Below are 25,177 nucleotides of genomic sequence, written 5' to 3'. Positions count from 1 at the left end.
ACAAGATAGCGTAAACAAAAACCCCCGGACTCAAATCCAGGGGTTATCTGTGGCAACTTAACGCGCTGCGCGATTACGCTTCAATAGCAGCGCGAAGTTTTTTCATCGCGTTCTTTTCCAGCTGGCGCACACGCTCAGCGGAAACACCGTAACGGTCAGCCAGTTCCTGCAACGTGGACTTATTGTCTTCGTCCAGCCAGCGCGCGCGGATGATATCCTGGCTACGCTCGTCCAGACCTTGCATCGCGTCGGTCAGACGGTTTGCTGCCTGCTCTTCCCAGTTATCATCTTCAATGCCGTCGGCAAAGTTAGATGATTTATCCTGCAGATAGAGCACCGGAGCCATCGGCTGGCTGTCGGAATCGTCGTCGGAAGACAGGTCAAAGGTCATGTCCTGTGCTGCCATACGTGATTCCATCTCACGTACGTCTTTACTGGTTACGCCCAGTTCACGGGCCACCATTTCGACTTCATCCTGGTTAAACCAGCCCAGACGCTGCTTGGTTTTACGCAGGTTAAAGAACAGTTTGCGCTGCGCTTTGGTGGTCGCAACTTTGACGATACGCCAGTTACGCAGAACGTATTCGTGGATCTCTGCTTTGATCCAGTGGACGGCGAAGGAGACCAGGCGCACACCCACTTCCGGGTTAAAACGGCGCACTGCTTTCATCAGGCCGATGTTACCTTCCTGAATCAAATCCGCCTGTGGCAGGCCATAGCCCGCATAATTACGAGCAATATGAACAACAAACCGCAGGTGAGACAGGATCAGCGTTTTAGCTGCTTCCAGATCGCCATGGTAATGCAGCTTTTCAGCCAGCGCCCGCTCCTCGTCAGCCGACAACATCGGCCACGCGTTAGCTGCCCGGATGTAGGAATCCAGGTTGCCAACTGGGGCTAAAGCTAAACTTTGCATTTTGTCAGTCATTCAAATCCTCTCAATCGATATCTTCTGGCGCTTTAGTGGTAGCAACAACTGTGCCAGAGCTTAAGAGCAACGAGGTTATCATTCACTGTTTTATCAGACCGTGATTTTATCCACAAGTTCAATGCAAGCTTGTGAATAAATTACGCACAAAATGTGACATAGAGATGAAATACCGGGAAGAGACAACGGGGTCTCTTTCCCTGCTACGGAACCCATTGCAGGGAAAGAGTATAACACGCTTTTATTATTCCGGCGTAAAGTGGCGTAAATGTTGTACCGTGGCAAGCCACGCTGCCACCCAACCAATCATCGAGCATACCAGCAGCAATAGCAGGCATTCATCGAACGATAAGCCATTGATATCAAACTTCGTTCCGAAAACCTGTGCCACTTCTGCAACCGCCGATGACAAACGCAGTACCAGAATTTCTGACAAAATTAGTGACAACAATGCGCCAGAAAATCCCAGCAATGCGCCACCGTACAGGAACGGACGCAGGATGAAACCATCCGTCGCACCAATCAGTTTCTGCACGTTAATGGAGTCACGGCGAGCAAAGATACTCAGGCGCACACTGTTACCGATGACGAGGAACACTGCCGCCACCATCAACACGCCGATCATCGCGGAAACGCGCCCGACCAGCCCGGTTAACGCCGCCAGACGGGCAAACCAGCTGTCATCCATCCGCACTTCGTCAATGCCGTTGATCTGGGTGATACGATCACGCAGCGTATTCAGTGATTCCGTCCCCTGAAAATCGAGTTTCGGGATCACCACCGCCACTGCCGGAAGCGGGTTTTCTTCCAGCATATCCAGCGCACCACCAAAACCAGACCAGTTACGGAACTCGCCCAGTGCGTCTTCACGAGAAAGATAATTCACTTTCTCTACGCCTTGCTCGGCCTGTAACTGTGCCACCACACCCGCAGCGGCGTCATCATCCAGCGTTTTTTGCAGATAAACAGTGATTTGCGGTGACGGATAATACTGCGTCGCCGCCTGGTTAACGTTTTTGTACACCATATAACAGACGCTGGGCAGCGTCAGGGAGATGGCGATAACCATCACCGTTAAAAACGTGGCGAACGGTTTGCTTTTCAGATCCTGCAATGCGCCGTGGAAGGCATAGCGCACCTGTTCGTTGAAAACGTTGGTTTTGCGATTTACCGGTTTTGGCGAGGATTTCGCCCGTTTTGGCGCGTTACGACCGCCGTCGCCAGAGCCGCCGACCGATTTACGGAAGCGATCCAGACGCCCGCCAAACTGCCGAATATGATTGATTGCATCGCGCTTATTCATGGCCCACGCCTCCATGCAAGTGACCATCGCTCAGGGTGAGCATGCGATAGGAACGCCGCGAGATCAGGTTGATGTCGTGCGTTGCCATCAATACGGTTACCCCAACGCGGTTAAACTCTTCAAACAGACGTAAAATGCCTTCCGACAACGCGTCGTCCAGGTTACCGGTCGGTTCATCCGCCAGCAGTACCGCGGGCTTGTTCACCACCGCGCGGGCAATGCCAACACGCTGTTGTTCACCGCCGGAAAGCTGAATAGGGAAGTTCTTCGCTTTGTCCAGTAGCCCGACTTTATCCAGCGCCGCCGACACCCGGCGACGAATGTCATCACCGCTGGCACCGGCGATAATCAGCGGGATCGCCACGTTATCATAGACAGTACGGTCCATCAGTAGATGGTGATCCTGGAAAATCATGCCAATCTGGCGGCGCAGAAACGGAACTTCACGGTTTTTCAGACGCGTGATGTCATGGCCGCTAAACCAGATTTTCCCGGCGCTGGGCCGCTCAATCCCACAGATCAGCTTCAGGAGGGTACTTTTCCCTGCGCCGGAATGACCGGTCAGAAACGCCATCTCACCCGGCTGCATATGGAACGTAACGCCCTGCAGCGCCTGTCTCCCACCGAGATAAGCCTTGCTGACATGTTCAAAGCGAATCATTGTTAATCCTCTCGGGCAAAAAGTGCCTCTATAAAGTCGTCCGCCTTAAACGGACGCAAATCCTCAATACGTTCGCCGACACCAATGTAGCGGATAGGGATACCAAACTGGTCAGCCACCGAGAAAATTACCCCGCCTTTCGCCGTGCCGTCCAGTTTCGTTAGCGTGATGCCGGTTAAGCCAACGGCTTCGTGGAACAGTTTGGCCTGGCTTACCCCATTCTGCCCGGTGCTGGCATCAATAGTCAGCATAACTTCATGCGGAGCTTCAACGTCGAGTTTCTTCATCACGCGGACGATTTTCTTCAACTCTTCCATCAGGTGCGATTTGTTCTGCAGGCGTCCGGCGGTATCGGCAATCAGGACGTCGATGTTACGCGCTTTAGCGGCCTGAATGGCGTCGAAGATAACAGAAGCGGAATCCGCACCGGTATGCTGGGCAATCACCGGAATATTGTTGCGCTGCCCCCAGACCTGAAGCTGTTCAACCGCTGCCGCACGGAAAGTATCGCCTGCCGCCAGCATCACCGATTTACCCTGCTGCTCAAACTGACGCGCCAGCTTACCAATCGTCGTGGTTTTACCCACACCGTTGACGCCCACCATCAGGATCACGAACGGCGTTTTACCTTCAACATTCAGCGGCTCATCGACTTTCGCCAGAATCTCGCCCATCTCTTCTTTCAGCAGGCCATAGAGCGCCTCGGCATCACGAAGCTGCTTGCGGGATGCGCCTTCCGTCAGATTGGTGATAATTTTACGAGTGGTTTCCACGCCCACATCGGCGATCAACAGCTGTTCTTCCAGCTCTTCAAACAGATCATCGTCGATTTTTTTACCGCGGAACAGGCTGATAAATCCGGAACCGAGATTTTCTTTGGTTTTTAACAGGCTGCGTTTCAGGCGCGCGAAGAAACCTTCTTTGGTCGGTTTTTCCTGCTCCTGAGCGATTTCTTCCACCGGCTGCTCTTCTTCTGCCGGAGAAACCACCATTACCGCCTCTTCTGCCACTTCGGCAGCCAGCGCCTGTGCCTCCGGCTCTTCGTCGGTGATTTCTTCTTTAGCCGCTTCTTCTTCCGCCGCTTCGACAATCTCTACGGTTTCCGCTTCGGCCTGCCACTCTTCTGGCGAAACCGCTTCGGCGTTGACGTCTTCCGGCAACGGCAGTTCTTCACGTTCGATAGCCACTGGCTCCGGCGTTTCTTCTACGACCGATTCCGGCTGTGCAACGACTTCCGCTTCAGGCTGCGCTTTTTCACTTTCAGCAACCTGTTCAGTAACTTCCACAACGTTGGCAGCAAAAGTTTCCGCCTCGGCTTCAGTATGCGCCTGCGGCTGCTCTTCAACGGCGTGTTCAGAAGCCTTCACAGGCTCTTGCGCCTGAACGATTTCTTCTACAACTGGTTGTTCATTCTGAACTTCTGTCTCTTTTTCCGGGGTCTGCTCTTTTTGACCAAAGCCCAGCCAGGAAAAAAAGCCACGTTTTTTTTCTTTCGCCATTTGCGACTACACTCCTCGCTGTTGCTTCATGGCACAGCGTTAACGCTATGTACATAGCAGCTAAAAAAATGATGAAATAGTCTATCACTTAACTTAATTCACATCACCGCCTGCAAGTATGTGTTATCTGGCGGATTGAGCAATTTATCATGAAAAAACCGAATCATTCCGGCAGCGGCCAAATCCGCATTATTGGCGGGCAGTGGCGAGGCCGTAAACTCCCGGTTCCTGATAGTCCAGGTCTGCGCCCCACCACCGACCGCGTACGCGAAACGTTGTTTAACTGGCTGGCTCCGGTCATTGTTGACGCCCAATGTCTGGATTGCTTCGCCGGGAGCGGCGCGCTGGGGCTGGAAGCGTTATCGCGCTACGCTGCGGGGGCCACGTTGATTGAGATGGATCGTGCGGTTTCTCAGCAGTTAATTAAGAATCTGGCGACACTAAAAGCAGGCAATGCACGCGTGGTGAACAGCAACGCGATGTCATTCCTGGCGCAAAAAGGCACACCGCATAATATCGTGTTTGTCGATCCACCGTTCCGCCGTGGCTTGTTAGAAGAGACGATAAATTTACTGGAAGATAACGGCTGGCTGGCTGACGAAGCCCTGATTTATGTCGAAAGCGAAGTCGAAAACGGTCTGCCCACTGTTCCGGCAAACTGGTCATTACATCGGGAAAAAGTGGCGGGTCAGGTGGCTTATCGGCTGTATCAACGCGAAGCACAAGGAGAAAGTGATGCTGATTAATATTGGTCGTTTGTTAATGCTCTGTGTTTGGGGATTTTTAATCCTCAACCTGGTGCATCCCTTCCCACGCCCGCTGAATATTTTCGTTAACGTGGCGCTGATTTTTACCGTGCTGATGCATGGTATGCAGCTGGCGCTATTGAAATCCACTTTACCGAAAGATGGCCCGCAGATGACCACCGCCGAAAAGGTGCGGATTTTCCTTTTCGGCGTGTTTGAACTGCTGGTCTGGCAGAAGAAATTTAAAGTTAAAAAATAACCTTATTGTTCGCCTACAAAGCTGACAAAGCGCGTTCCTTTATAGCTCAGCGTACCTTTATCACCCACTGTCAGGGCGTGGTACTGCTGGGCGTCGAGGCGAAACGTCTGCTCCATTCCTCCGCTTTGCGGTTTGAAGCTTGCCTCATAGCGCATACTGGTGCCTGCCGGAGTCACTTCCTGCTGGCGCGAACGGCGATCGTTAATCGGTTTTTCCCGCTTGTTGCTCACCACCACCAGCTTTTGCTGGAGCGGTGCCATATCATTATCAGCTTTTTCCCGTCGTTGTTGCATAAAACGAAACGATGCGGCGACGATGATTAAGCCAATGATAACAATAAAGAAAAGAGGTGGTTTACTCATCTTTATCCCTCATCGGAAAATGCGGAAATAAGCATACCCTGCCAGTTATGGTGTTGTCATCCGTCCACCCTCGCCACTAAACTGGAAGCAAGACCGTAGGCATTCCGCTTACGAAAAAATAACGAATTCAAGGAACTAAGATGCTTTGGTCGTTTATCGCTGTCTGTCTTTCCGCATGGCTATCTGTGGATGCATCGTATCGTGGGCCAACCTGGCAACGCTGGGTGTTTAAACCGTTAACCCTTCTTCTCCTGCTGTTGCTGGCCTGGCAAGCGCCGATGTTCGACGCCATTAGCTATCTGGTGCTGGCGGGGCTGTGTGCCTCACTGCTGGGCGATACGCTAACCCTGTTGCCACGTCAACGTCTGATGTACGCCATCGGCGCGTTTTTCCTCTCGCACCTGCTGTACACCATCTATTTCGCCAGTCAGATGACGCTCTCCTTCTTCTGGCCTCTGCCGTTGGTGCTGCTGGTTCTGGGCGCGCTGTTACTGGCGATTATCTGGACGCGTCTGGAAGAGTATCGTTGGCCTATCTGCACGTTTATCGGCATGACGCTGGTGATGGTGTGGCTGGCAGGTGAACTGTGGTTCTTCCGTCCGACCGCTCCGGCGCTCTCTGCGTTTGTCGGCGCTTCGTTGCTGTTTATCAGTAACTTTGTCTGGCTGGGTAGTCACTATCGCCGACGCTTCCGTGCGGATAACGCCATTGCCGCGGCCTGCTACTTTGCTGGTCACTTCCTCATCGTCCGCTCGCTGTATCTCTGATAAAACTTGACTCTGGAGTCGACTCCAGAGTGTATCCTTCGGTTAATGAGAAAAAACTTAACCGGAGGATGCCATGTCGACTCCTGACAATCACGGCAAGAAAGCCCCTCAATTTGCTGCGTTCAAACCGCTAACTACGGTACAGAACACCAACGACTGTTGCTGCGACGGCGCATGTTCCAGCACGCCAACTCTCTCTGAAAACGTCTCCGGCACCCGCTATAGCTGGAAAGTCAGCGGTATGGACTGCGCCGCCTGTGCGCGCAAAGTGGAAAATGCCGTGCGCCAGCTTGCAGGCGTGAATCAGGTACAGGTGTTGTTCGCCACCGAAAAACTGGTGGTGGATGCCGACAATGACATCCGGGCACAAGTTGAATCTGCGGTGCAAAAAGCGGGCTATTCCCTGCGCGATGAACAGGCCTCCGACGAACCACAAGAATCACGCCTGAAAGAGAATCTGCCGCTGATTACGCTTATCGTGATGATGGCAATCAGTTGGGGGCTGGAGCAGTTCAATCATCCGTTTGGTCAACTGGCGTTTATCGCGACCACGCTGGTTGGGCTGTACCCAATTGCTCGTCAGGCATTACGGCTGATCAAATCTGGCAGCTACTTCGCCATTGAAACCTTAATGAGCATAGCCGCTATTGGTGCACTGTTTATTGGCGCAACGGCTGAAGCTGCGATGGTGTTGCTGCTGTTTTTGATTGGTGAACGACTGGAAGGCTGGGCCGCCAGCCGCGCGCGTCAGGGCGTTAGCGCGTTAATGGCGCTGAAACCAGAAACCGCCACGCGCCTGCGTAACGGTGAGCGTGAAGAGGTGGCGATTAACAGCCTGCGCCCTGGCGATGTGATTGAAGTCGCCGCAGGTGGACGTTTGCCTGCCGACGGTAAACTGCTCTCACCGTTTGCCAGTTTTGATGAAAGCGCCCTGACCGGCGAATCCATTCCGGTGGAGCGCGCAACGGGCGATAAAGTCCCTGCTGGTGCCACCAGCGTAGACCGTCTGGTAACGCTGGAAGTGCTGTCAGAACCGGGTGCCAGCGCCATTGACCGGATTCTGAAACTGATCGAAGAAGCCGAAGAGCGTCGCGCACCCATTGAGCGGTTTATCGACCGTTTCAGCCGTATCTATACGCCCGCGATTATGGCCGTCGCTCTGCTGGTGACGCTGGTGCCACCACTGCTGTTTGCCGCCAGCTGGCAGGAGTGGATTTATAAAGGGCTGACGCTGCTGCTGATTGGCTGCCCGTGTGCGTTAGTTATCTCCACGCCCGCGGCGATTACCTCCGGGCTGGCGGCAGCAGCGCGTCGTGGGGCGTTGATTAAAGGCGGCGCGGCGCTGGAGCAGCTGGGTCGTGTTACCCAGGTGGCGTTTGATAAAACCGGTACGCTGACCGTCGGTAAACCGCGCGTTACCGCGATTCATCCGGCAACGGGTATTAGTGAATCTGAACTGCTGACACTGGCGGCGGCGGTCGAGCAAGGCGCGACGCATCCACTGGCACAGGCCATTGTGCGCGAAGCACAGGTTGCTGAACTCGCCATTCCCACCGCCCAATCACAGCGGGCGCTGGTCGGGTCTGGCATTGAAGCGCAGGTTAACGGTGAGCGCGTGTTGATATGCGCTGCCGGAAAACATCCTGCTGATGCATTTGCTGGTTTGATTAATGAACTGGAAAGCGCCGGGCAAACGGTAGTGCTGGTAGTACGTAATGATGACGTGCTGGGTGTCATTGCGTTGCAGGATACCTTGCGCGCCGATGCTGCAACTGCTATCAGTGAACTGAACGCGCTGGGTGTCAAAGGGGTGATCCTCACCGGCGATAATCCACGCGCAGCAGCGGCAATCGCCGGGGAACTGGGGCTGGAATTTAAAGCGGGCCTCTTGCCGGAAGATAAAGTTAAAGCGGTGACCGAGCTGAATCAACATGCGCCGCTGGCGATGGTCGGCGACGGTATTAACGACGCGCCAGCGATGAAAGCTGCCGCCATCGGGATTGCAATGGGCAGTGGCACGGACGTGGCCCTGGAAACCGCAGATGCAGCATTAACCCATAACCACCTGCGCGGCCTGGTGCAAATGATTGAACTGGCACGCGCCACTCACGCCAATATCCGCCAGAACATCACCATTGCGCTGGGGCTGAAAGGCGTTTTCCTCGTCACCACGCTGTTAGGGATGACCGGACTATGGCTGGCAGTGCTGGCAGATACGGGTGCGACGGTGCTGGTGACGGCGAATGCGTTACGGTTATTGCGCAGGAAATAAAGAGGCTATCAGTCTACGGTCCAACAATGCCGGATGCGGCGTGAACACCTTATCCGGCCTACACAGAGCATCGAACTCGTAGGCATGATAAGACGCGACAGCGTCGCATCAGGCATTGTGCACCGTATCGCCAGATGCAGCTTGAACGCCTTATCCGGCCTACAAACCGGTTTCAAGCAGCAACATTGAGCGCGATCGGTCCCCTCGCTCCTCTGGGGAGAGGGTTAGGGTGAGGGCAAAAGGCGGCATCGAAGCCAATCTTCCCCCATCAACCGCCTTTACGAATCAAATAACGATAAGGCAGTCCATCGGTCTCTTTCGCAACCAGTTCGTGTTCCATAAAGGTACAAAACCCAGGAATATCGCGTGTCGTCGCCGGATCGTCAGCAATAATCAGCAACGTTTCACCTGGCTGCATATTGCGCACAGTTTTGCGCACCATCATTACTGGTTCCGGGCAGCGCAGGCCAAGCGCGTCGAGTGTGTGGTCAGGGCTGGAAAAGAGATCGGTCATTTTCTTCTCATCACATAAAAAAACGGCGCTAGTTTACGCCCTGTGAGTCCGTAAGCAAACCAGGTTAACGATTGCGTGAAAATTAACCATTGCATTGTCAACGTAAAGCAGTATCATGCGGCGGCTCGAAAAAAGGGTCAGCACGTTATTATGTTAAGGTAACAGACGTGTCGTACGTATTGGGTTCCCTCACCCCAATGGTTAATCAAAAAGGTACAATATGAACGTTTTCTCGCAAACGCAACGCTATAAGGCGTTGTTCTGGTTATCGTTATTTCATCTTCTGGTGATCACCTCCAGTAACTATCTGGTTCAGCTTCCGGTCTCCATTTTTGGTTTTCATACCACCTGGGGCGCGTTTAGCTTTCCGTTTATCTTTCTCGCTACTGACCTGACCGTGCGTATTTTTGGCGCGCCGCTGGCTCGTCGCATCATCTTTGCGGTAATGATCCCCGCATTGCTGATCTCCTACGTCATCTCATCGCTGTTTTATATGGGGTCATGGCAAGGATTCGGCGCGCTCGCCCACTTCAACCTGTTTGTCGCCCGTATCGCCACCGCCAGTTTCATGGCCTACGCGCTGGGGCAGATCCTCGACGTGCACGTTTTTAACCGCCTGCGTCAGAGTCGTCACTGGTGGCTGGCACCGACAGCGTCCACACTGTTCGGTAACGTCAGCGACACGCTGGCCTTCTTCTTCATTGCCTTCTGGCGTAGCCCGGATGCCTTTATGGCTGAACACTGGATGGAAATCGCGCTGGTCGATTACTGTTTCAAAGTGTTAATCAGTATCGTTTTCTTCCTGCCAATGTATGGCGTACTACTCAATATGCTGTTGAAAAGACTGGCAGATAAATCCGAAATCAACGCTTTGCAGGCGAGTTAAAGGTTCGTTATCAGAGTTGTGATAAGATGGATGAATGAGCCGTTATGGCCGTTTATCGAAAGGAAGAAGTCAATGCGCAATCTGGTTAAATATGTCGGAATTGGCCTGCTGGTTATGGGGCTTGCGGCCTGTGATGATAAAGACACTAACGCTACGGCGCAGGGTTCGGTCGCAGAAAGTAACGCGACCGGGAATCCCGTCAACCTGCTTGATGGCAAGTTAAGTTTCTCGCTGCCAGCGGATATGACCGACCAGAGCGGTAAGCTGGGAACGCAGGCCAATAACATGCATGTCTGGTCCGACGCCACCGGGCAGAAAGCAGTCATCGTCATCATGGGCGATGATCCGAAAGAAGATCTGGCGGTGCTGGCGAAGCGTCTGGAAGATCAGCAACGTAGCCGCGATCCGCAGCTGCAAGTGGTAACCAATAAAGCCATTGAGCTGAAAGGTCACAAAATGCAGCAGTTAGACAGCATTATCTCCGCGAAAGGCCAGACGGCGTACTCTTCCGTTATTCTGGGTAACGTGGGTAATCAACTGCTAACCATGCAAATTACGCTGCCCGCTGACAATCAGCAAAAAGCACAGACCACCGCAGAAAACATCATTAATACGCTGGTTATTCAGTAAGTTTTAAGATGATGAGGCGGCCTCAGGTATTTCCACCGGGGGCCGTTTTTTTAATCGCCACGTCAGTAATAACGCGATTGCAACCAGTCCCGCCGCCGCCAGATAAATCACCGGAACGCCCGCCCAACTCATCACCAGCCCAGCCAGTGGTCCGGTCACGCCAAGCGATAAATCCATAAATACGGTGTAAGTTGCCAGCGCCGCCCCCTGATTTTGCTGCGGAACCGCTTTTACCGCCACTACGCCCAATGCAGGGAACACCAGCGAAAACCCCGCCCCCGCCAGTAAGACGCCGATTTTCGCCATCCACGGCATAGTCGCCACGCCAACCAGTAGCAGGCCGATTATCTCAACGCTAAAGCAAATCATCGCCACGTTTAAGCCGCCGATACGGTTAATGCCGTTAGGGAATAACAAACGCGTACCGACAAACGCACAGCTAAACAGCGTCAGCGCGAAAGCCGCACCGTCCCAACCTTTAGCGTCATAAAACAGCGTGATAAAGGTGGCGATAACGCCAAATCCGGCGGAAGCCAGTGCCAGCGCCATACCGTACAGCCAGACGCGCCCAAGCACCGCACGAAACGGCAGCGGTTTGCCTTTACTGGCTTTTACCGTCGGACGCGGGATCGCCAACAAAATGGCTACCAGTGCCACGCCCATAATGATTAACGCTAACGCCTGCAATCCGCCCCAGTGATAAAACACGACACCTAACGGCGCACCCATCGCCATCGCCCCGTAAGTGACAATACCGTTCCACGAAATCACCCGCCCGATATGTAGCGAACCAACCACGCCAACGCCCCACAGGGTCGATCCCGTTCCGGCAAAACTTTGTCCAATCCCAAGGATTACGCGCCCCAGGCACAGTAATAACAGGCTGATGACGGGCAGACTGGCGGTTAATCCTGCCGTCAGATATCCCAGACCGCTCAAAAAGCAGCCGCATAAACCGAAGACGACAATCTTTTTGGGTCCCAGCAAATCGGCGTAACGTCCGGCATGAGGACGGCTCAGCAAGGTGGCGAAATATTGCAGGCTGATAACCAATCCTGCCCAGAAAGCACTAAATCCCATTACATCATGGACATAGCCCGGTAATACAGCGAGCGGCAACCCGATGGTGAGGTAGCTGGCGAAGTTAAACATGACAATGGAGACAATGCGCAAATTCAGGCGCAATCCGTTTAGCGCGGGTTCGGCTACGGGTTCGGGCATGAGGATCACCACATTTTTACAACAGTGTTTCATTTTTACCATGTGCTGACGTGAAAAACAGCAGTAAGAATCAGAATATTGCTGGCGTGACTCCCGCTACACTTAATACAAAAAGTCACAAGGAAGCCCCAATGGAAACCCCTCAACCCGATAAAACGGGCATGCACATTCTGCTCAAGTTGGCCTCGCTGGTAGTGATCCTCGCGGGCATTCACGCAGCGGCAGATATCATTGTGCAGCTATTACTGGCGCTGTTTTTTGCCATCGTTCTCAACCCGCTCGTCACCTGGTTTATTCGTCGGGGGGTACAACGCCCCGTTGCCATTACGATTGTGGTTGTGGTGATGCTGATCGCACTCACCGCGCTGGTCGGCGTACTGGCGGCATCGTTTAACGAATTTATCTCTATGCTGCCGAGGTTTAATAAGGAGCTGACGCGCAAACTTTTTAAATTGCAGGAGATGTTGCCTTTTCTTAATTTGCATATGTCGCCGGAGCGAATACTACAGCGGATGGACTCGGAAAAAGTGGTTACCTTCACCACGGCGCTAATGACCGGGCTTTCCGGGGCAATGGCGAGCGTGCTTTTGCTGGTGATGACCGTAGTTTTTATGCTGTTTGAAGTGCGCCACGTCCCTTACAAAATGCGTTTCGCGTTGAATAATCCACAGATTCACATCGCCGGACTACACCGCGCACTTAAAGGCGTTTCGCATTATCTGGCGTTAAAGACGCTACTCAGTTTATGGACAGGCATAATCGTCTGGCTGGGGCTGGAGCTGATGGGGGTGCAGTTTGCGCTGATGTGGGCAGTACTGGCGTTTTTGCTCAACTACGTGCCCAATATCGGTGCGGTAATTTCCGCCGTACCGCCAATGATTCAGGTGCTGCTGTTTAATGGTATTTACGAATGTATTCTGGTCGGCGCATTGTTTTTAGTGGTCCATATGGTCATCGGCAATATTTTAGAACCACGGATGATGGGCCATCGCCTGGGGATGTCCACCATGGTGGTATTTCTTTCATTGTTAATTTGGGGATGGCTGCTCGGCCCGGTAGGGATGCTACTTTCGGTGCCATTAACCAGCGTGTGTAAAATCTGGATGGAAACCACCAAAGGCGGCAGCAAACTGGCGATTCTACTGGGGCCAGGCAGACCGAAAAGTCGGTTACCGGGATGAGGCGACAAGTGTTACGATACGCACTTTCATTTTCCATTAAACGTTGGCCCTGATATGTATCGGATAGTTCTGGGGAAAGTTTCGACCTTAAGCGCAGCTCCTCTGCCACCGGGTTTACGCGAGCAAGCACCGCAAGGTCCACGACGTGAACGCTGGCTGGCGGGGCGTGCATTGCTTTCGCACACGCTTTCCCCGCTACCGGAGATCATCTATGGCGAACAAGGCAAACCTGCATTCGCGCCGGAAACGCCGCTATGGTTCAACTTAAGCCATAGCGGTGACGATATCGCCCTGCTGTTGAGCGATGAAGGCGAAGTCGGCTGCGATATCGAAGTGATTCGCCCGCGCGCCAACTGGCGCTGGCTGGCGAACGCCGTATTCAGCCTTGGGGAACATGCCGAGATGGACGCCGTGCATCCTGATCAGCAACTGGAAATGTTCTGGCGCATCTGGACGCGCAAAGAAGCCATCGTTAAACAGCGTGGCGGCAGCGCCTGGCAAATCGTCAGCGTAGACAGCACCTATAACTCCTCGCTGTCAGTCAGCCATTGTCAGCTAGAAAATTTAAGCCTGGCGATCTGCACCCCTACCCCCTTTACGCTCACCGCCGACAGTGTGCAATGGATCGATTCAGTTAACTGATCCGCCCACCCGACTGCCCATCTATTGATCCAGAACAGGTAATCAGTATGACGAATACTTAAAATCGTCATACTTATTTCCGCCATCTATTTTAATCCATTGGGGTTACCATGTTCTCTACACTCCGCCGCACTCTATTTGCGCTGCTGGCTTGTGCGTCTTTTATCGTCCATGCCGCTGCACCAGATGAAATCACCACCGCCTGGCCGGTGAATGTCGGGCCACTAAACCCGCACCTTTACACGCCTAACCAAATGTTCGCCCAGAGCATGGTTTATGAACCGCTGGTGAAATATCAGGCAGACGGTTCGGTGATCCCGTGGCTGGCAAAAAGCTGGACTCATTCAGAAGATGGTAAAACCTGGACCTTCACCCTGCGTGATGACGTGAAATTCTCCAACGGCGAACCGTTTGATGCAGAGGCGGCGGCAGAAAACTTCCGTGCAGTGCTCGATAACCGTCAACGTCACGCCTGGCTGGAGCTGGCAAACCAGATTGTTGATGTCAAAGCACTCAGCAAAAACGAGCTGCAAATCACCCTGAAAAGCGCCTACTATCCTTTCCTGCAAGAACTGGCCCTGCCCCGTCCTTTCCGTTTTATCGCACCCTCGCAGTTTAAAAACCACGAAACCATGAACGGAATTAAAGCGCCGATTGGCACCGGGCCGTGGGTTTTACAGGAATCGAAACTGAATCAGTACGATGTCTTCGTCCGTAACGAAAACTACTGGGGCGAAAAGCCAGCGATTAAAAAGATCACCTTTAACGTGATCCCGGACCCGACTACCCGCGCGGTGGCGTTTGAAACTGGCGATATCGACCTGCTGTACGGAAACGAAGGGTTATTACCGCTCGATACCTTCGCCCGCTTTAGCCAGAACCCGGCTTACCACACTCAACTGTCACAGCCGATCGAAACCGTGATGCTGGCGCTCAATACCGCCAAAGCCCCCACCAACGAGCTGGCAGTACGTGAAGCTCTTAATTACGCGGTGAACAAAAAATCGCTGATTGATAACGCGTTGTATGGTACCCAGCAGGTCGCCGACACCCTGTTTGCCCCTTCTGTGCCCTACGCCAACCTCGGCCTGAAACCGCGCCAGTACGATCCGCAGAAAGCGAAAGCGTTGCTGGAAAAAGCCGGTTGGACGCTGCCTGCAGGCAAAGACATCCGCGAGAAAAATGGTCAGCCGCTGCGCATTGAACTGTCGTTCATCGGCACCGATGCGTTAAGCAAATCGATGGCGGAAATCATTCAGGCTGATATGCGCCAGATTGGCGCAGATGTCTCGCTGATTGGCGAAGAAGAGAGCAGTATCTATGCTCGTCAGCGCGACGGTCGTTTTGGCATGATTTTCCACCGCACCTGGGGCGCGCCATACGATCCACACGCCTTCCTGAGTTCAATGCGCGTACCGTCGCACGCTGACTTCCAGGCACAGCAAGGTTTAGCCGACAAGCCGCTGATTGATAAAGAGATCGGCGAAGTGCTGGCGACCCATGACGAAACGCAACGTCAGGCGCTGTATCGCGACATTCTGACCCGTCTGCATGACGAGGCGGTTTATCTGCCTATCAGTTACATCTCAATGATGGTGGTTTCAAAACCGGAACTGGGTAACATCCCCTACGCACCGATCGCCACCGAAATCCCGTTCGAACAGATTAAACCGGTGAAACCTTAATGTTGCGTTATGTATTACGCCGCTTTCTGCTGCTGATCCCGATGGTGCTCGCCGCCTCGGTGATCATTTTTTTGATGCTGCGCCTCGGCACCGGCGACCCGGCGCTTGATTATTTGCGTTTATCTAACCTGCCGCCGACGCCGGAGATGCTGGCCTCTACCCGCACCATGCTGGGGCTGGATCAGCCGCTGTATGTCCAGTACGGCACCTGGTTGTGGAAGGCGCTGCATCTTGACTTTGGTATCTCATTCGCCAGCCAACGCCCGGTGCTGGACGATATGCTGAATTTCCTGCCCGCCACGCTGGAACTTGCAGGTGCGGCGCTGGTATTAATTCTGCTCACCTCCGTGCCGCTCGGTATCTGGGCGGCGCGCCATCGCGATCGTCTGCCGGATTTCGCCGTCCGTTTCATCGCGTTTCTCGGCGTGTCGATGCCTAACTTCTGGCTGGCGTTTTTACTGGTGATGGCGTTTTCGGTGTATCTGCAATGGCTACCCGCGATGGGTTACGGCGGCTGGCAGCACATCATTTTGCCTGCGGTATCCATCGCCTTTATGTCGCTGGCGATTAACGCGCGTTTGCTGCGCGCCAGTATGCTGGGCGTCGCCGGTCAGCGTCACGTCACCTGGGCACGACTGCGTGGTCTGAGCGACAAACAGACCGAACGCCGCCATATTCTGCGCAATGCCTCGCTGCCGATGATCACTGCCGTGGGGATGCACATTGGCGAACTGATTGGCGGGACGATGATTATCGAAAACATCTTTGCCTGGCCGGGCGTCGGGCGCTATGCGGTGTCGGCGATTTTTAACCGTGACTATCCGGTGATCCAATGCTTTACGCTGATGATGGTGGTGGTTTTTGTGGTCTGTAATTTGATTGTCGATTTGCTCAACGCCGCGCTGGACCCGCGTATTCGTCGTCATGAAGGAGCGCACGCGTGAACTTTTTCCTCTCCTCCCGCTGGTCGGTTCGCCTGGCGCTGATCATTATCGCCCTGCTGGCGCTGATTGCGCTCACCAGCCAGTGGTGGCTGCCGTATGACCCTCAGGCTATTGATTTGCCGTCGCGCCTGCTCTCGCCGGATGCGCAGCACTGGCTGGGCACCGATCATTTAGGGCGCGATATTTTCTCGCGGCTGATGGCAGCGACCCGCGTGTCGCTCGGCTCGGTAATGGCCTGCCTGCTGTTGGTGCTGACATTAGGGCTGATTATTGGCGGCAGCGCCGGGCTGATTGGCGGGCGCGTTGATCAGGCCACCATGCGCGTCGCGGATATGTTTATGACCTTCCCAACCTCGATTCTGTCGTTCTTTATGGTCGGCGTGCTTGGCACCGGGTTGACCAACGTAATTATCGCTATCGCCCTTTCGCACTGGGCATGGTACGCGCGCATGGTGCGCAGTCTGGTGATTTCACTGCGCCAGCGCGAGTTTGTGCTGGCATCACGGCTTTCTGGCGCGGGCCATGTGCGGGTGTTTATTGATCATCTGGCAGGTGCGGTGATCCCCTCGCTGCTGGTGCTGGCGACGCTGGATATCGGTCATATGATGCTACACGTCGCGGGGATGTCCTTCCTCGGCCTCGGCGTGACCGCGCCGACCGCCGAATGGGGCGTGATGATTAACGATGCACGTCAGTATATCTGGACCCAGCCGCTGCAAATGTTCTGGCCGGGGCTGGCGCTGTTTATCAGCGTGATGGCCTTTAACCTGGTGGGTGACGCACTGCGCGATCATCTGGACCCTCATCTGGTGACGGAGCACGCACACTAATGCCACAACAGATTGAGCTCCGTAATATCGCGCTACAGGCCGCGCAGCCGCTGGTGCACGGCGTATCGTTAACCCTGCAACGTGGGCGTGTGCTGGCGTTAGTCGGCGGTAGTGGCAGCGGGAAGTCGCTGACCTGCGCCGCGACGCTGGGCATTCTGCCTGCTGGCGTTCGCCAGACGGCGGGGGAAATTTTGGCCGATGGAAAACCGGTTTCTCCCTGCGCCCTGCGCGGAATCAAAATTGCCACCATCATGCAGAACCCGCGCAGTGCCTTTAATCCGCTGCACACCATGCACACCCACGCGCGTGAAACCTGCCTGGCGCTGGGGAAACCCGCCGATGACGCTACGCTTACCGCTGCCATAGAAGCGGTGGGGCTGGAAAACGCCGCGCGCGTGCTGAAGCTCTACCCGTTCGAGATGAGCGGCGGCATGTTGCAGCGCATGATGATTGCGATGGCGGTGCTGTGCGAATCACCATTTATCATCGCCGATGAACCGACCACCGATCTCGACGTGGTAGCACAGGCGCGCATCCTCGATCTGCTGGAAAGCATTATGCAAAAACAAGCACCGGGAATGCTGCTGGTTACCCATGATATGGGCGTGGTAGCGCGTCTGGCAGACGATGTGGCGGTAATGTCTCACGGTAAGATTGTTGAACAGGGCGATGTAGAAACGCTGTTTAACGCCCCCAAACATGCGGTAACGCGCAGCCTGGTTTCCGCTCATCTCGCCCTCTACGGTATGGAGCTGGCATCATGACTTTACTTAACGTCTCCGACCTTTCCCATCACTACGCGCACGGTGGATTTAGCGGCAAACATCAACACCAGGCGGTGCTGAATAACGTTTCCCTGGCCCTGAAAAGCGGTGAAACCGTCGCCCTGCTGGGGCGCAGCGGCTGCGGAAAAAGTACCCTCGCGCGGCTGCTGGTAGGGTTAGAGTCGCCCTCACAGGGAAATATTAGCTGGCGCGGCGAACCGTTGGCGAAGCTCAATCGCGCGCAACGTAAAGCGTTCCGCCGTGATATTCAAATGGTGTTTCAGGACTCCATCAGCGCCGTGAATCCGCGCAAAACCGTGCGCGAGATCCTGCGTGAACCGATGCGCCACCTGCTATCGCTGAAAAAAGCCGAACAACTGGCGCGCGCCAGTGAAATGCTGAAGGCGGTCGATCTCGACGACAGCGTGCTCGACAAACGCCCACCGCAGTTAAGCGGCGGCCAGCTCCAGCGTGTCTGCCTGGCACGCGCGCTGGCGGTCGAACCGAAACTGCTGATTCTGGATGAAGCGGTTTCGAACCTTGATCTCGTGTTACAAGCGGGCGTCATTCGCCTGCTGAAAAAGCTGCAACAACAGTTTGGCACCGCCTGCCTGTTCATCACCCACGACTTACGCCTGGTGGAACGCTTCTGTCAGCGGGTGATGGTGATGGACAACGGACAAATCGTCGAAACCCAGGTGGTGGGAGATAAATTAACCTTTTCCTCTGACGCCGGACGTGTGCTACAAAACGCGGTATTACCCGCATTCCCCGTGCGCCGTCGCACCACAGAAAAGGTTTAACGCAAATGCAACGAGTCACCATCACGCTTGATGACGATTTACTGGAGACGCTGGACAGCCTGAGCCAGCGTCGTGGTTATAACAACCGTTCCGAGGCGATCCGCGATATTCTGCGTAGCGCCCTGGCGCAGGAAGCCACTCAACAACACGGCACACAAGGTTTCGCGGTGCTGTCGTATGTGTATGAACACGAAAAACGTGACTTAGCCAGCCGTATTGTCTCCACCCAGCATCATCACCACGATCTCTCGGTTGCTACTCTGCATGTGCACATTAATCACGACGACTGTCTGGAAATCGCCGTGTTGAAAGGTGACATGGGCGACGTGCAGCATTTTGCCGATGACGTCATCGCCCAGCGCGGCGTGCGGCACGGGCATTTGCAGTGCCTGCCGAAGGAAGATTAACACCTCCCAACGCGCCGTTATTTCCTGACGGCGCAGTAGACTTCTGCCAAATATCGACTCACGTCACATTTTGTTGATCACGATTTGGTCCCCTAAAATGTGAGACGCTTCGATCCTCTTTTTCGCCTGTTCACCTACTATACGCTTGAAGTTGTCCATGATTGTCCATAGACAACTGTAAATGTTCAGGTGCGCGCCATGAAATCATTGAGTAAGTCGTCACAAATACCGCTCTATCAACAAGCGGTGGAGTGGATAAGAGAAAGTATTTATACCGGGGATCTGGTGGAAGACGATCGCATTCCTTCGGAATACCAGATTATGGATATGCTGGAAGTGAGCCGGGGAACCGTTAAAAAAGCGGTCGCCCAACTGGTAAAAGAAGGCGTGTTGATACAGGTCCAGGGGAAGGGAACATTTGTCAAAAAAGAGAACGTGGCATATCCGTTAGGTGAAGGATTATTGTCATTCGCGGAATCGCTGGAAAGCCAGAAAATACATTTTACCACTGAAGTTATTACGTCACGGATTGAACCGGCTAATCGTTATGTGGCAGAGAAATTAAGAATAACGCCCGGTCAGGATATTCTTTACCTTGAGCGTTTACGTTCAATTGGTGATGAAAAAGCGATGCTGATAGAGAACCGTATCAATATTGAGCTATGCCCCGGCATCGTGGAAATCGATTTTAATCAACACAATTTATTTCCAACAATAGAAAGTTTGTCGCAAAGAAAAATTCGTTACTCGGAAAGTCGCTATGCCGCGCGATTAATTGGTAATGAACGCGGTCATTTTTTAGATATCAGTGAAGATGCACCCGTTTTGCATCTGGAGCAGTTAGTCTTTTTCTCCCGAGGATTACCCGTTGAGTTTGGCAACGTCTGGTTAAAAGGAAATAAATACTATCTTGGCACCGTGCTGCAACGGCGGGAAGTGAGTTAAGTACACTTTTTTAAGAGGAATAAAATGCAAGGCATACAGTTTCAGGAAAATTTTATTCAACGACTTCCGGCAGGGTTAAGCGTTGAACAGATCATCCATCAGTTAGCGCAACCGTTGGTTACCGCCGAACTGGTGGTCCCTGATTTTGCCGATCATGTACTGGAACGTGAGGCGACGTACCCAACGGGACTGCCTACCGAACCACCGTGTGTCGCCATTCCGCACACGGACCATAAACATGTCAGGCACAATGCAATTGCCGTCGGTATCCTGCCGGAACCGGTAGTGTTTGCCGATATGGGCGGCGACTCTGATCCCGTACCTGTCAGGGTGATTTTTTTGCTCGCCTTAGGCGAAAGTAATAAACAATTAAATGCCCTGGGCTGGATTATGGAGATGATTCAGGATACGCCCTTTATGCGCGCCCTGCTTACGATGGAAACAACAGAAATACACACAGCAATCTTAAACAAAATGAAAGAACGAGGTGAAATATGAGTCAAACCATTTTATTTGTCTGCGCCACGGGTATTGCCACATCCACGGCAGTAACAGAAAAAGTCATGGAATATTGTAAAGAGCACGGTCTTAACGTCAATTATTCCCAAACCAACGTTGCCTCTTTACCTGGAAATACTGACGGCGTAGCACTGGTAGTCTCAACGACTAAAGTGCCTTATGAACTCGACGTCCCGGTGGTTAACGGCTTGCCGATTATTACCGGTATTGGCGAAGAGAAAGTACTGGCGCAAATTGTTTCGATCCTTAAAAAGTAATTAATAATAATTAATTTCAACCCACTCCATCAGGCGCTAACGCGAGGTGCGCTCTCGCCTGAAAAAGAGGTTTATTATGAACGATATCGCGCATACCCTCTATAATATTGTGCAATATATATTGGGATTTGGTCCCACGGTAATGTTGCCGTTGGTGTTATTTATTCTTGCTCTCTTTTTTAAAGTAAAACCCGCTAAAGCCTTACGTTCGTCATTAACGGTCGGCATTGGTTTTGTCGGTATTTATGCCATTTTCGATATTCTTACCAGCAATGTCGGGCCAGCGGCCCAGGCGATGGTTGAACGCACCGGAATTAATTTACCGGTGGTGGATTTAGGCTGGCCGCCGCTTTCCGCTATTACATGGGGTTCGCCAATTGCCCCGTTTGTTATTCCCCTGACTATTCTGATTAACGTGGCGATGCTGGCGTTAAATAAAACCCGCACCGTTGACGTAGATATGTGGAACTACTGGCATTTTGCCCTTGCCGGTACGCTGGTTTATTACAGCACCGGCAGCCTGTTCTTTGGTTTGCTGGCAGCGGCGATTGCTGCGGTGGTAGTACTTAAACTCGCCGACTGGTCTGCGCCACTGGTACAAAAATACTTTGGCCTGGAAGGGATCTCTTTGCCGACGCTCTCTTCGGTGGTGTTCTTTCCGGTCGGTCTGTTGGTCGACAAAATCATCGACCATATCCCCGGCCTCAATCGTATTCATATCGATCCGGAAACCGTACAGAAAAAGTTTGGCATATTCGGCGAACCGATGATGGTTGGTACTATTCTGGGCATTCTGCTCGGCGTAATTGCCGGATACGATTTCAAAAAAGTCTTGCTGCTTGGCATCAGCATTGGCGGTGTGATGTTCATCCTGCCACGCATGGTTCGCATTCTGATGGAAGGTTTATTACCGCTGTCTGAAGCCATTAAAAAGTATCTCAATGCCAAATACCCTGACCGTGACGATCTCTATATCGGCCTGGATATCGCCGTTGCCGTAGGTAACCCGGCGATTATCTCCACCGCCCTGCTGCTGACGCCAATCTCGGTCTTTATCGCGTTTGTCCTTCCGGGTAATGAAGTCCTGCCGCTTGGGGACCTTGCCAACCTGGCGGTAATGGCGTCGATGATTGCTTTAGCCAGCCGTGGCAACATTTTCCGCACCGTTCTGGCGGCGATTCCGGTGATTATTGCCGATCTGTGGATTGCGACTAAAATCGCGCCGTTTATTACCGGAATGGCGAAAGACGTTAATTTCAAATTTGCCGAAGGCTCCAGCGGCCAGGTCTCCAGTTTCCTTGATGGCGGTAACCCGTTCCGCTTCTGGCTGCTGGAAATCTTCAACGGCAATCTCATCGCCATTGGTCTGGTGCCGGTTATCGCCCTGGTACTGTATGGTATTTTCCGAATGACGCGGAGCACGGTTTATGCCTGATAACAGCGCAGCTATCGTTATCGATATTGGCACCACCAATTGCAAAGTCACCTGCTTTTCCTGCCTGGACGCAACGACGTTGGGCGCGCATAAATTCGTGACGGCAAAACAGATCTCCCCACAGGGCAATGTCGATTTCGATATCGACGCCCTCTGGCAGGAGGTCCGCCAGGCGATAGCGCAACTGAACGCCGCTTCGCCGCTGCCAGTCAGGCGGATCAGCATTGCCAGTTTTGGCGAGTCAGGGGTGTTTCTTGACAAACATGGCGAGATTCTGACGCCAATGCTGGCATGGTATGACCGTCGCGGTGAAGAGTATCTGGCAACGCTTAGCGAGGCAGACAGTGCGGCACTTTATGACATTTGCGGGTTACCACTGCACAGCAATTACTCTGCCTTCAAAATGCGTTGGTTGCTGGAGCATTATCCGCTGCGCAATCGTCGCGGCCTGCGCTGGCTACATGCACCGGAAGTGCTGCTCTGGCGGCTGACTGGCGAACAGCGAACGGATATCACCTTAGCCAGCCGTACACTGTGTCTGGACGTGCGCAAAGGCGAATGGTCAGCGAAAGCGGCGGCGTTGTTACACGTTCCCTGTTCAGCATTTGCGCCATTGTTGCAGCCAGGTGAGCACGCCGGATGGGTCAGTGAGTCGCTCTGCAAAACGCTTGGGTTCTCGCAATCGGTCAGCGTGACGCTGGCCGGACATGACCATATGGTGGGTGCGCGGGCGTTGCAGATGATGCCGGGCGATATCCTTAACTCGACGGGCACCACGGAAGGCATTCTGCAACTGGATACACAACCGACGCTGGATGAACAGGCCAAACGTGACAAGCTGGCAAACGGCTGTTACTCGCTTGCCAACCAGTTCACCCTGTTTGCTTCTCTGCCCGTGGGCGGTTTCGCGCTGGAGTGGCTGCGTAACACGTTCCGGCTAACCGATGAGGAGATCGCCGTGTCGCTCAATCGTGGGTATGCGGATTACCTGGCGGGGAACTGGTCGCTCGATGACATTCCCGTTTTTATTCCGCATCTTCGCGGTTCGGGTTCGCCCTATAAAAATCGCCATACCCGAGGATTATTTTATGGGCTTGGCGATACGTTAAATATCGATATGTTAATTGCCAGCGTCTCACTGGGATTAACCATGGAATTTGCCAACTGCTTCGCCTGTTTTAATGTGCCCGGCACCAGCGCGTTAAAAGTGATAGGTCCGGCAACCCATAATCCCCTTTGGCTGCAATTAAAGGCGGATATTTTACAGCGTCCGGTTGAAGCAATTGCATTTAACGAGGCGGTTTCTGTCGGAGCATTATTAACCGCCGCACCGGATATTCCACCGCCGCAAGTCACCATAGCCCAACGTTTGTTACCGAATCGGGCGAGATACCATCAATTACAGCGTTATCAGCACAAATGGAAAAGCTGGTATCAGTTGAAATTACAGCAAGAAGGCGTGATGCCATTACATCATCGGGAGGAGCACTATGTTGAGTAAAACCGTGGAAGTCAGAAACAGTACTGGCCTGCATGCACGTCCGGCGGCCTGTCTGGCGAAAGCCGCCAAAAAATATAGCTGTAAAGTGACGCTGCACTATGAAGGTAATGATATTAATGCCACCAGCATGATGAATATTATGCGCGCCGGAATAAAAGGCGGAAAAACGGTGGAAATACGCTGCGAAGGTGATGATGAAAACGAGGCAATACAAACTCTCACTACCTTATTTCGCGACCGCTTCGGTGAAGCTGAATAATTAACTGATATTAAAAGATGAGGTTTTCAATATGCCATTAGTTAATGGACGGATACTGCTCGACCGCATTCAGGAAAAACGGGTATTAGCGGGCGCATTTAATACCACCAATCTGGAGACAACGATTTCAATTTTAAACGCCATTGAGCGTTCAGGATTACCCAACTTCATTCAGATTGCGCCCACCAATGCACAACTGTCGGGATACGATTACATTTATGAAATCGTGAAACGTCACGCTGATAAAATGGATGTTCCGGTCAGTCTTCATCTTGATCACGGGAAAACTCAGGAGGATGTTAAACAGGCGGTGCGCGCGGGCTTTACCTCGGTCATGATTGACGGTGCCGCATTCTCTTTTGAAGAGAATATCGCTTTCACCCAGGAAGCTGTCGATTTCTGTAAATCCTATGGCGTACCGGTTGAAGCGGAGCTGGGGGCGATTCTCGGCAAAGAAGACGATCACGTCAGCGAAGCCGATTGCAAAACGGAACCGGAAAAGGTGAAGACCTTTGTCGAACGCACCGGTTGCGACATGCTGGCAGTTTCTATTGGTAACGTTCATGGCCTGGACGATATACCGCGGATCGATATCCCCCTGCTGAAGCGCATTGCCGAAGTCAGCCCGGTGCCGCTGGTTATTCACGGCGGCTCCGGTATCGCCCCGGAGATATTACGCAGTTTCGTTAATTATCGCGTCGCTAAAGTGAATATCGCCAGCGATCTGCGCAAAGCGTTTATCACCGCAGTCGGCAAAGCGTATGTGAATAATCACAACGAGGCGAATCTGGCACGGGTGATGGCATCAGCAAAAAACGCCGTCGAGGAAGATGTGTATAGCAAAATCCTGATGATGAATGAGGGGCATCGGTTGGGTAAGTAAATCTTCGCCGGATGCGGCGTGACGCCTTATCCGGCCTACAAAACCACTAAAATTCAATAAATTGCACCAATGCG

The 25,177-nt window shown here is 53.1% G+C and carries 28 protein-coding genes; 21 read left to right on the top strand and 7 right to left on the bottom strand.

The annotated features are described in order from the left end of the window. Positions 1–73 precede the first annotated feature (73 nt). The 4 genes from rpoH to ftsY form a co-directional block, all read right to left on the bottom strand. Positions 74–928, bottom strand: coding sequence for an RNA polymerase sigma factor RpoH (gene rpoH / locus EAS44_RS02100; protein ID WP_000130217.1), 855 nt, complete (start codon positions 926–928; stop codon positions 74–76). A gap of 244 nt (positions 929–1,172) precedes the next feature. Beyond that, positions 1,173–2,231 carry a permease-like cell division protein FtsX gene (gene ftsX / locus EAS44_RS02095; RefSeq protein ID WP_001042003.1) on the bottom strand — a complete coding sequence of 353 codons (1,059 nt, stop codon included), beginning with the start codon at positions 2,229–2,231 and terminating at the stop codon, positions 1,173–1,175. Next, a complete protein-coding gene (gene ftsE / locus EAS44_RS02090; protein ID WP_000617723.1) occupies positions 2,224–2,892 on the bottom strand; it encodes a cell division ATP-binding protein FtsE in 669 nt (222 codons plus the stop codon). Before ftsE ends, ftsX begins: the two co-directional genes overlap by 8 nt. A 2-nt stretch (positions 2,893–2,894) precedes the next feature. After that, positions 2,895–4,391: a signal recognition particle-docking protein FtsY gene (gene ftsY / locus EAS44_RS02085; protein ID WP_001040644.1), complete on the bottom strand. Its 1,497-nt coding sequence runs from the start codon at positions 4,389–4,391 to the stop codon at positions 2,895–2,897. Positions 4,392–4,540: 149 nt separating this feature from the next. Between ftsY and rsmD the strand changes: the two genes are divergently transcribed. After that, positions 4,541–5,137 carry a 16S rRNA (guanine(966)-N(2))-methyltransferase gene (gene rsmD, locus EAS44_RS02080; RefSeq protein WP_000743193.1) on the top strand — a complete coding sequence of 199 codons (597 nt, stop codon included), beginning with the start codon at positions 4,541–4,543 and terminating at the stop codon, positions 5,135–5,137. Further along, positions 5,127–5,396: a DUF1145 family protein gene (gene yhhL, locus EAS44_RS02075; RefSeq protein WP_001295207.1), complete on the top strand. Its 270-nt coding sequence runs from the start codon at positions 5,127–5,129 to the stop codon at positions 5,394–5,396. The genes rsmD and yhhL overlap by 11 nt, the downstream gene beginning before the upstream one ends. Positions 5,397–5,398: 2 nt before the next feature. On the opposite strand, the gene yhhM is transcribed toward yhhL, so the two are convergent. Continuing rightward, complete coding sequence (gene yhhM, locus EAS44_RS02070; RefSeq protein WP_000042886.1) at positions 5,399–5,758, bottom strand: DUF2500 domain-containing protein; 360 nt, start codon at positions 5,756–5,758, stop codon at positions 5,399–5,401. Between the two features lie 140 nt (positions 5,759–5,898). Between yhhM and yhhN the strand changes: the two genes are divergently transcribed. Next, complete coding sequence (gene yhhN / locus EAS44_RS02065; RefSeq protein WP_000964729.1) at positions 5,899–6,525, top strand: lysoplasmalogenase; 627 nt, start codon at positions 5,899–5,901, stop codon at positions 6,523–6,525. 73 nt (positions 6,526–6,598) lie between these two features. Further along, on the top strand, positions 6,599–8,797 hold the full coding sequence (gene zntA, locus EAS44_RS02060; protein ID WP_000106588.1) for a Zn(II)/Cd(II)/Pb(II) translocating P-type ATPase ZntA: 2,199 nt from the start codon (positions 6,599–6,601) through the stop codon (positions 8,795–8,797). Between the two features lie 268 nt (positions 8,798–9,065). Here the strand turns inward: zntA and tusA are convergent, their stop codons facing one another. Next, complete coding sequence (gene tusA, locus EAS44_RS02055; RefSeq protein WP_000130621.1) at positions 9,066–9,311, bottom strand: sulfurtransferase TusA; 246 nt, start codon at positions 9,309–9,311, stop codon at positions 9,066–9,068. 220 nt (positions 9,312–9,531) lie between these two features. Between tusA and yhhQ the strand changes: the two genes are divergently transcribed. Then, complete coding sequence (gene yhhQ / locus EAS44_RS02050) at positions 9,532–10,197, top strand: 7-cyano-7-deazaguanine/7-aminomethyl-7-deazaguanine transporter (RefSeq protein WP_001100463.1); 666 nt, start codon at positions 9,532–9,534, stop codon at positions 10,195–10,197. Between the two features lie 72 nt (positions 10,198–10,269). Then, positions 10,270–10,827, top strand: coding sequence for a phage sensitivity protein DcrB (gene dcrB / locus EAS44_RS02045; RefSeq protein WP_001245296.1), 558 nt, complete (start codon positions 10,270–10,272; stop codon positions 10,825–10,827). 3 nt (positions 10,828–10,830) lie between these two features. Here the strand turns inward: dcrB and yhhS are convergent, their stop codons facing one another. Next, complete coding sequence (gene yhhS / locus EAS44_RS02040) at positions 10,831–12,081, bottom strand: MFS transporter (protein ID WP_001298004.1); 1,251 nt, start codon at positions 12,079–12,081, stop codon at positions 10,831–10,833. Positions 12,082–12,179: 98 nt separating this feature from the next. Between yhhS and yhhT the strand changes: the two genes are divergently transcribed. The 15 genes from yhhT to EAS44_RS01965 all read left to right on the top strand — a co-directional run bounded on the left by yhhT (position 12,180) and on the right by EAS44_RS01965 (position 25,103). Then, the gene (gene yhhT, locus EAS44_RS02035) at positions 12,180–13,229 is read left to right on the top strand and encodes an AI-2E family transporter (RefSeq protein ID WP_001297987.1); all 1,050 of its coding nucleotides are present in this window, start codon (positions 12,180–12,182) and stop codon (positions 13,227–13,229) included. A gap of 54 nt (positions 13,230–13,283) precedes the next feature. Further along, positions 13,284–13,871: a 4'-phosphopantetheinyl transferase AcpT gene (acpT, locus tag EAS44_RS02030; protein WP_000285789.1), complete on the top strand. Its 588-nt coding sequence runs from the start codon at positions 13,284–13,286 to the stop codon at positions 13,869–13,871. A gap of 110 nt (positions 13,872–13,981) precedes the next feature. After that, positions 13,982–15,556 carry a nickel ABC transporter substrate-binding protein gene (gene nikA, locus EAS44_RS02025; protein WP_000493122.1) on the top strand — a complete coding sequence of 525 codons (1,575 nt, stop codon included), beginning with the start codon at positions 13,982–13,984 and terminating at the stop codon, positions 15,554–15,556. Next, complete coding sequence (nikB, locus tag EAS44_RS02020; RefSeq protein WP_000947074.1) at positions 15,556–16,500, top strand: nickel ABC transporter permease subunit NikB; 945 nt, start codon at positions 15,556–15,558, stop codon at positions 16,498–16,500. The genes nikA and nikB overlap by 1 nt, the downstream gene beginning before the upstream one ends. After that, positions 16,497–17,330, top strand: coding sequence for a nickel ABC transporter permease subunit NikC (gene nikC / locus EAS44_RS02015; RefSeq protein WP_001008954.1), 834 nt, complete (start codon positions 16,497–16,499; stop codon positions 17,328–17,330). The genes nikB and nikC overlap by 4 nt, the downstream gene beginning before the upstream one ends. Further along, entirely contained in the window at positions 17,330–18,094 is a 765-nt protein-coding gene (gene nikD, locus EAS44_RS02010) for a nickel import ATP-binding protein NikD (protein ID WP_001136232.1), read from the top strand. Before nikC ends, nikD begins: the two co-directional genes overlap by 1 nt. Then, complete coding sequence (gene nikE / locus EAS44_RS02005) at positions 18,091–18,897, top strand: nickel import ATP-binding protein NikE (protein ID WP_000173679.1); 807 nt, start codon at positions 18,091–18,093, stop codon at positions 18,895–18,897. The genes nikD and nikE overlap by 4 nt, the downstream gene beginning before the upstream one ends. Before the next feature lie 5 nt (positions 18,898–18,902). Further along, complete coding sequence (nikR, locus tag EAS44_RS02000; protein ID WP_001190062.1) at positions 18,903–19,304, top strand: nickel-responsive transcriptional regulator NikR; 402 nt, start codon at positions 18,903–18,905, stop codon at positions 19,302–19,304. A 198-nt stretch (positions 19,305–19,502) separates the two neighbouring features. Next, positions 19,503–20,249 (top strand): GntR family transcriptional regulator, encoded by a 747-nt coding sequence (locus tag EAS44_RS01995; RefSeq protein WP_001332161.1) that lies wholly within the window; start codon positions 19,503–19,505, stop codon positions 20,247–20,249. 24 nt (positions 20,250–20,273) lie between these two features. Continuing rightward, positions 20,274–20,747, top strand: a complete 474-nt coding sequence (locus EAS44_RS01990) for a PTS sugar transporter subunit IIA (protein ID WP_001161647.1) — start codon at positions 20,274–20,276, stop codon at positions 20,745–20,747. Then, positions 20,744–21,025 carry a PTS sugar transporter subunit IIB gene (locus EAS44_RS01985; RefSeq protein ID WP_000084021.1) on the top strand — a complete coding sequence of 94 codons (282 nt, stop codon included), beginning with the start codon at positions 20,744–20,746 and terminating at the stop codon, positions 21,023–21,025. Before EAS44_RS01990 ends, EAS44_RS01985 begins: the two co-directional genes overlap by 4 nt. 76 nt (positions 21,026–21,101) lie before the next feature. Beyond that, positions 21,102–22,460: a PTS galactitol transporter subunit IIC gene (locus EAS44_RS01980; RefSeq protein WP_001306345.1), complete on the top strand. Its 1,359-nt coding sequence runs from the start codon at positions 21,102–21,104 to the stop codon at positions 22,458–22,460. After that, complete coding sequence (locus tag EAS44_RS01975) at positions 22,453–23,961, top strand: FGGY-family carbohydrate kinase (RefSeq protein ID WP_001332160.1); 1,509 nt, start codon at positions 22,453–22,455, stop codon at positions 23,959–23,961. The genes EAS44_RS01980 and EAS44_RS01975 overlap by 8 nt, the downstream gene beginning before the upstream one ends. After that, positions 23,951–24,220, top strand: coding sequence for an HPr family phosphocarrier protein (locus EAS44_RS01970; protein WP_000949581.1), 270 nt, complete (start codon positions 23,951–23,953; stop codon positions 24,218–24,220). Before EAS44_RS01975 ends, EAS44_RS01970 begins: the two co-directional genes overlap by 11 nt. A 31-nt stretch (positions 24,221–24,251) precedes the next feature. Beyond that, the gene (locus EAS44_RS01965; RefSeq protein ID WP_001131791.1) at positions 24,252–25,103 is read left to right on the top strand and encodes a class II aldolase; all 852 of its coding nucleotides are present in this window, start codon (positions 24,252–24,254) and stop codon (positions 25,101–25,103) included. The last annotated feature ends 74 nt before the right edge of the window (positions 25,104–25,177 follow it).

The organism is Escherichia coli DSM 30083 = JCM 1649 = ATCC 11775 (assembly GCF_003697165.2).
GTDB lineage: Bacteria > Pseudomonadota > Gammaproteobacteria > Enterobacterales > Enterobacteriaceae > Escherichia > Escherichia coli.
The sequence above is the reverse complement of the archived record's forward strand: the minus strand, read 5'-3'. Positions and strand labels throughout refer to the sequence as shown.

Coding starts and splice junctions, on each gene's coding strand:
- rpoH (WP_000130217.1), bottom strand. CDS start 928: ATGACTGACAAAATGCAAAGTTTAGCTTTAGCCCCAGTTGGCAACCTG.
- ftsX (WP_001042003.1), bottom strand. CDS start 2,231: ATGAATAAGCGCGATGCAATCAATCATATTCGGCAGTTTGGCGGGCGT.
- ftsE (WP_000617723.1), bottom strand. CDS start 2,892: ATGATTCGCTTTGAACATGTCAGCAAGGCTTATCTCGGTGGGAGACAG.
- ftsY (WP_001040644.1), bottom strand. CDS start 4,391: ATGGCGAAAGAAAAAAAACGTGGCTTTTTTTCCTGGCTGGGCTTTGGT.
- rsmD (WP_000743193.1), top strand. CDS start 4,541: ATGAAAAAACCGAATCATTCCGGCAGCGGCCAAATCCGCATTATTGGC.
- yhhL (WP_001295207.1), top strand. CDS start 5,127: ATGCTGATTAATATTGGTCGTTTGTTAATGCTCTGTGTTTGGGGATTT.
- yhhM (WP_000042886.1), bottom strand. CDS start 5,758: ATGAGTAAACCACCTCTTTTCTTTATTGTTATCATTGGCTTAATCATC.
- yhhN (WP_000964729.1), top strand. CDS start 5,899: ATGCTTTGGTCGTTTATCGCTGTCTGTCTTTCCGCATGGCTATCTGTG.
- zntA (WP_000106588.1), top strand. CDS start 6,599: ATGTCGACTCCTGACAATCACGGCAAGAAAGCCCCTCAATTTGCTGCG.
- tusA (WP_000130621.1), bottom strand. CDS start 9,311: ATGACCGATCTCTTTTCCAGCCCTGACCACACACTCGACGCGCTTGGC.
- yhhQ (WP_001100463.1), top strand. CDS start 9,532: ATGAACGTTTTCTCGCAAACGCAACGCTATAAGGCGTTGTTCTGGTTA.
- dcrB (WP_001245296.1), top strand. CDS start 10,270: ATGCGCAATCTGGTTAAATATGTCGGAATTGGCCTGCTGGTTATGGGG.
- yhhS (WP_001298004.1), bottom strand. CDS start 12,081: ATGAAACACTGTTGTAAAAATGTGGTGATCCTCATGCCCGAACCCGTA.
- yhhT (WP_001297987.1), top strand. CDS start 12,180: ATGGAAACCCCTCAACCCGATAAAACGGGCATGCACATTCTGCTCAAG.
- acpT (WP_000285789.1), top strand. CDS start 13,284: ATGTATCGGATAGTTCTGGGGAAAGTTTCGACCTTAAGCGCAGCTCCT.
- nikA (WP_000493122.1), top strand. CDS start 13,982: ATGTTCTCTACACTCCGCCGCACTCTATTTGCGCTGCTGGCTTGTGCG.
- nikB (WP_000947074.1), top strand. CDS start 15,556: ATGTTGCGTTATGTATTACGCCGCTTTCTGCTGCTGATCCCGATGGTG.
- nikD (WP_001136232.1), top strand. CDS start 17,330: ATGCCACAACAGATTGAGCTCCGTAATATCGCGCTACAGGCCGCGCAG.
- nikE (WP_000173679.1), top strand. CDS start 18,091: ATGACTTTACTTAACGTCTCCGACCTTTCCCATCACTACGCGCACGGT.
- nikR (WP_001190062.1), top strand. CDS start 18,903: ATGCAACGAGTCACCATCACGCTTGATGACGATTTACTGGAGACGCTG.
- EAS44_RS01995 (WP_001332161.1), top strand. CDS start 19,503: ATGAAATCATTGAGTAAGTCGTCACAAATACCGCTCTATCAACAAGCG.
- EAS44_RS01990 (WP_001161647.1), top strand. CDS start 20,274: ATGCAAGGCATACAGTTTCAGGAAAATTTTATTCAACGACTTCCGGCA.
- EAS44_RS01985 (WP_000084021.1), top strand. CDS start 20,744: ATGAGTCAAACCATTTTATTTGTCTGCGCCACGGGTATTGCCACATCC.
- EAS44_RS01980 (WP_001306345.1), top strand. CDS start 21,102: ATGAACGATATCGCGCATACCCTCTATAATATTGTGCAATATATATTG.
- EAS44_RS01975 (WP_001332160.1), top strand. CDS start 22,453: ATGCCTGATAACAGCGCAGCTATCGTTATCGATATTGGCACCACCAAT.
- EAS44_RS01970 (WP_000949581.1), top strand. CDS start 23,951: ATGTTGAGTAAAACCGTGGAAGTCAGAAACAGTACTGGCCTGCATGCA.
- EAS44_RS01965 (WP_001131791.1), top strand. CDS start 24,252: ATGCCATTAGTTAATGGACGGATACTGCTCGACCGCATTCAGGAAAAA.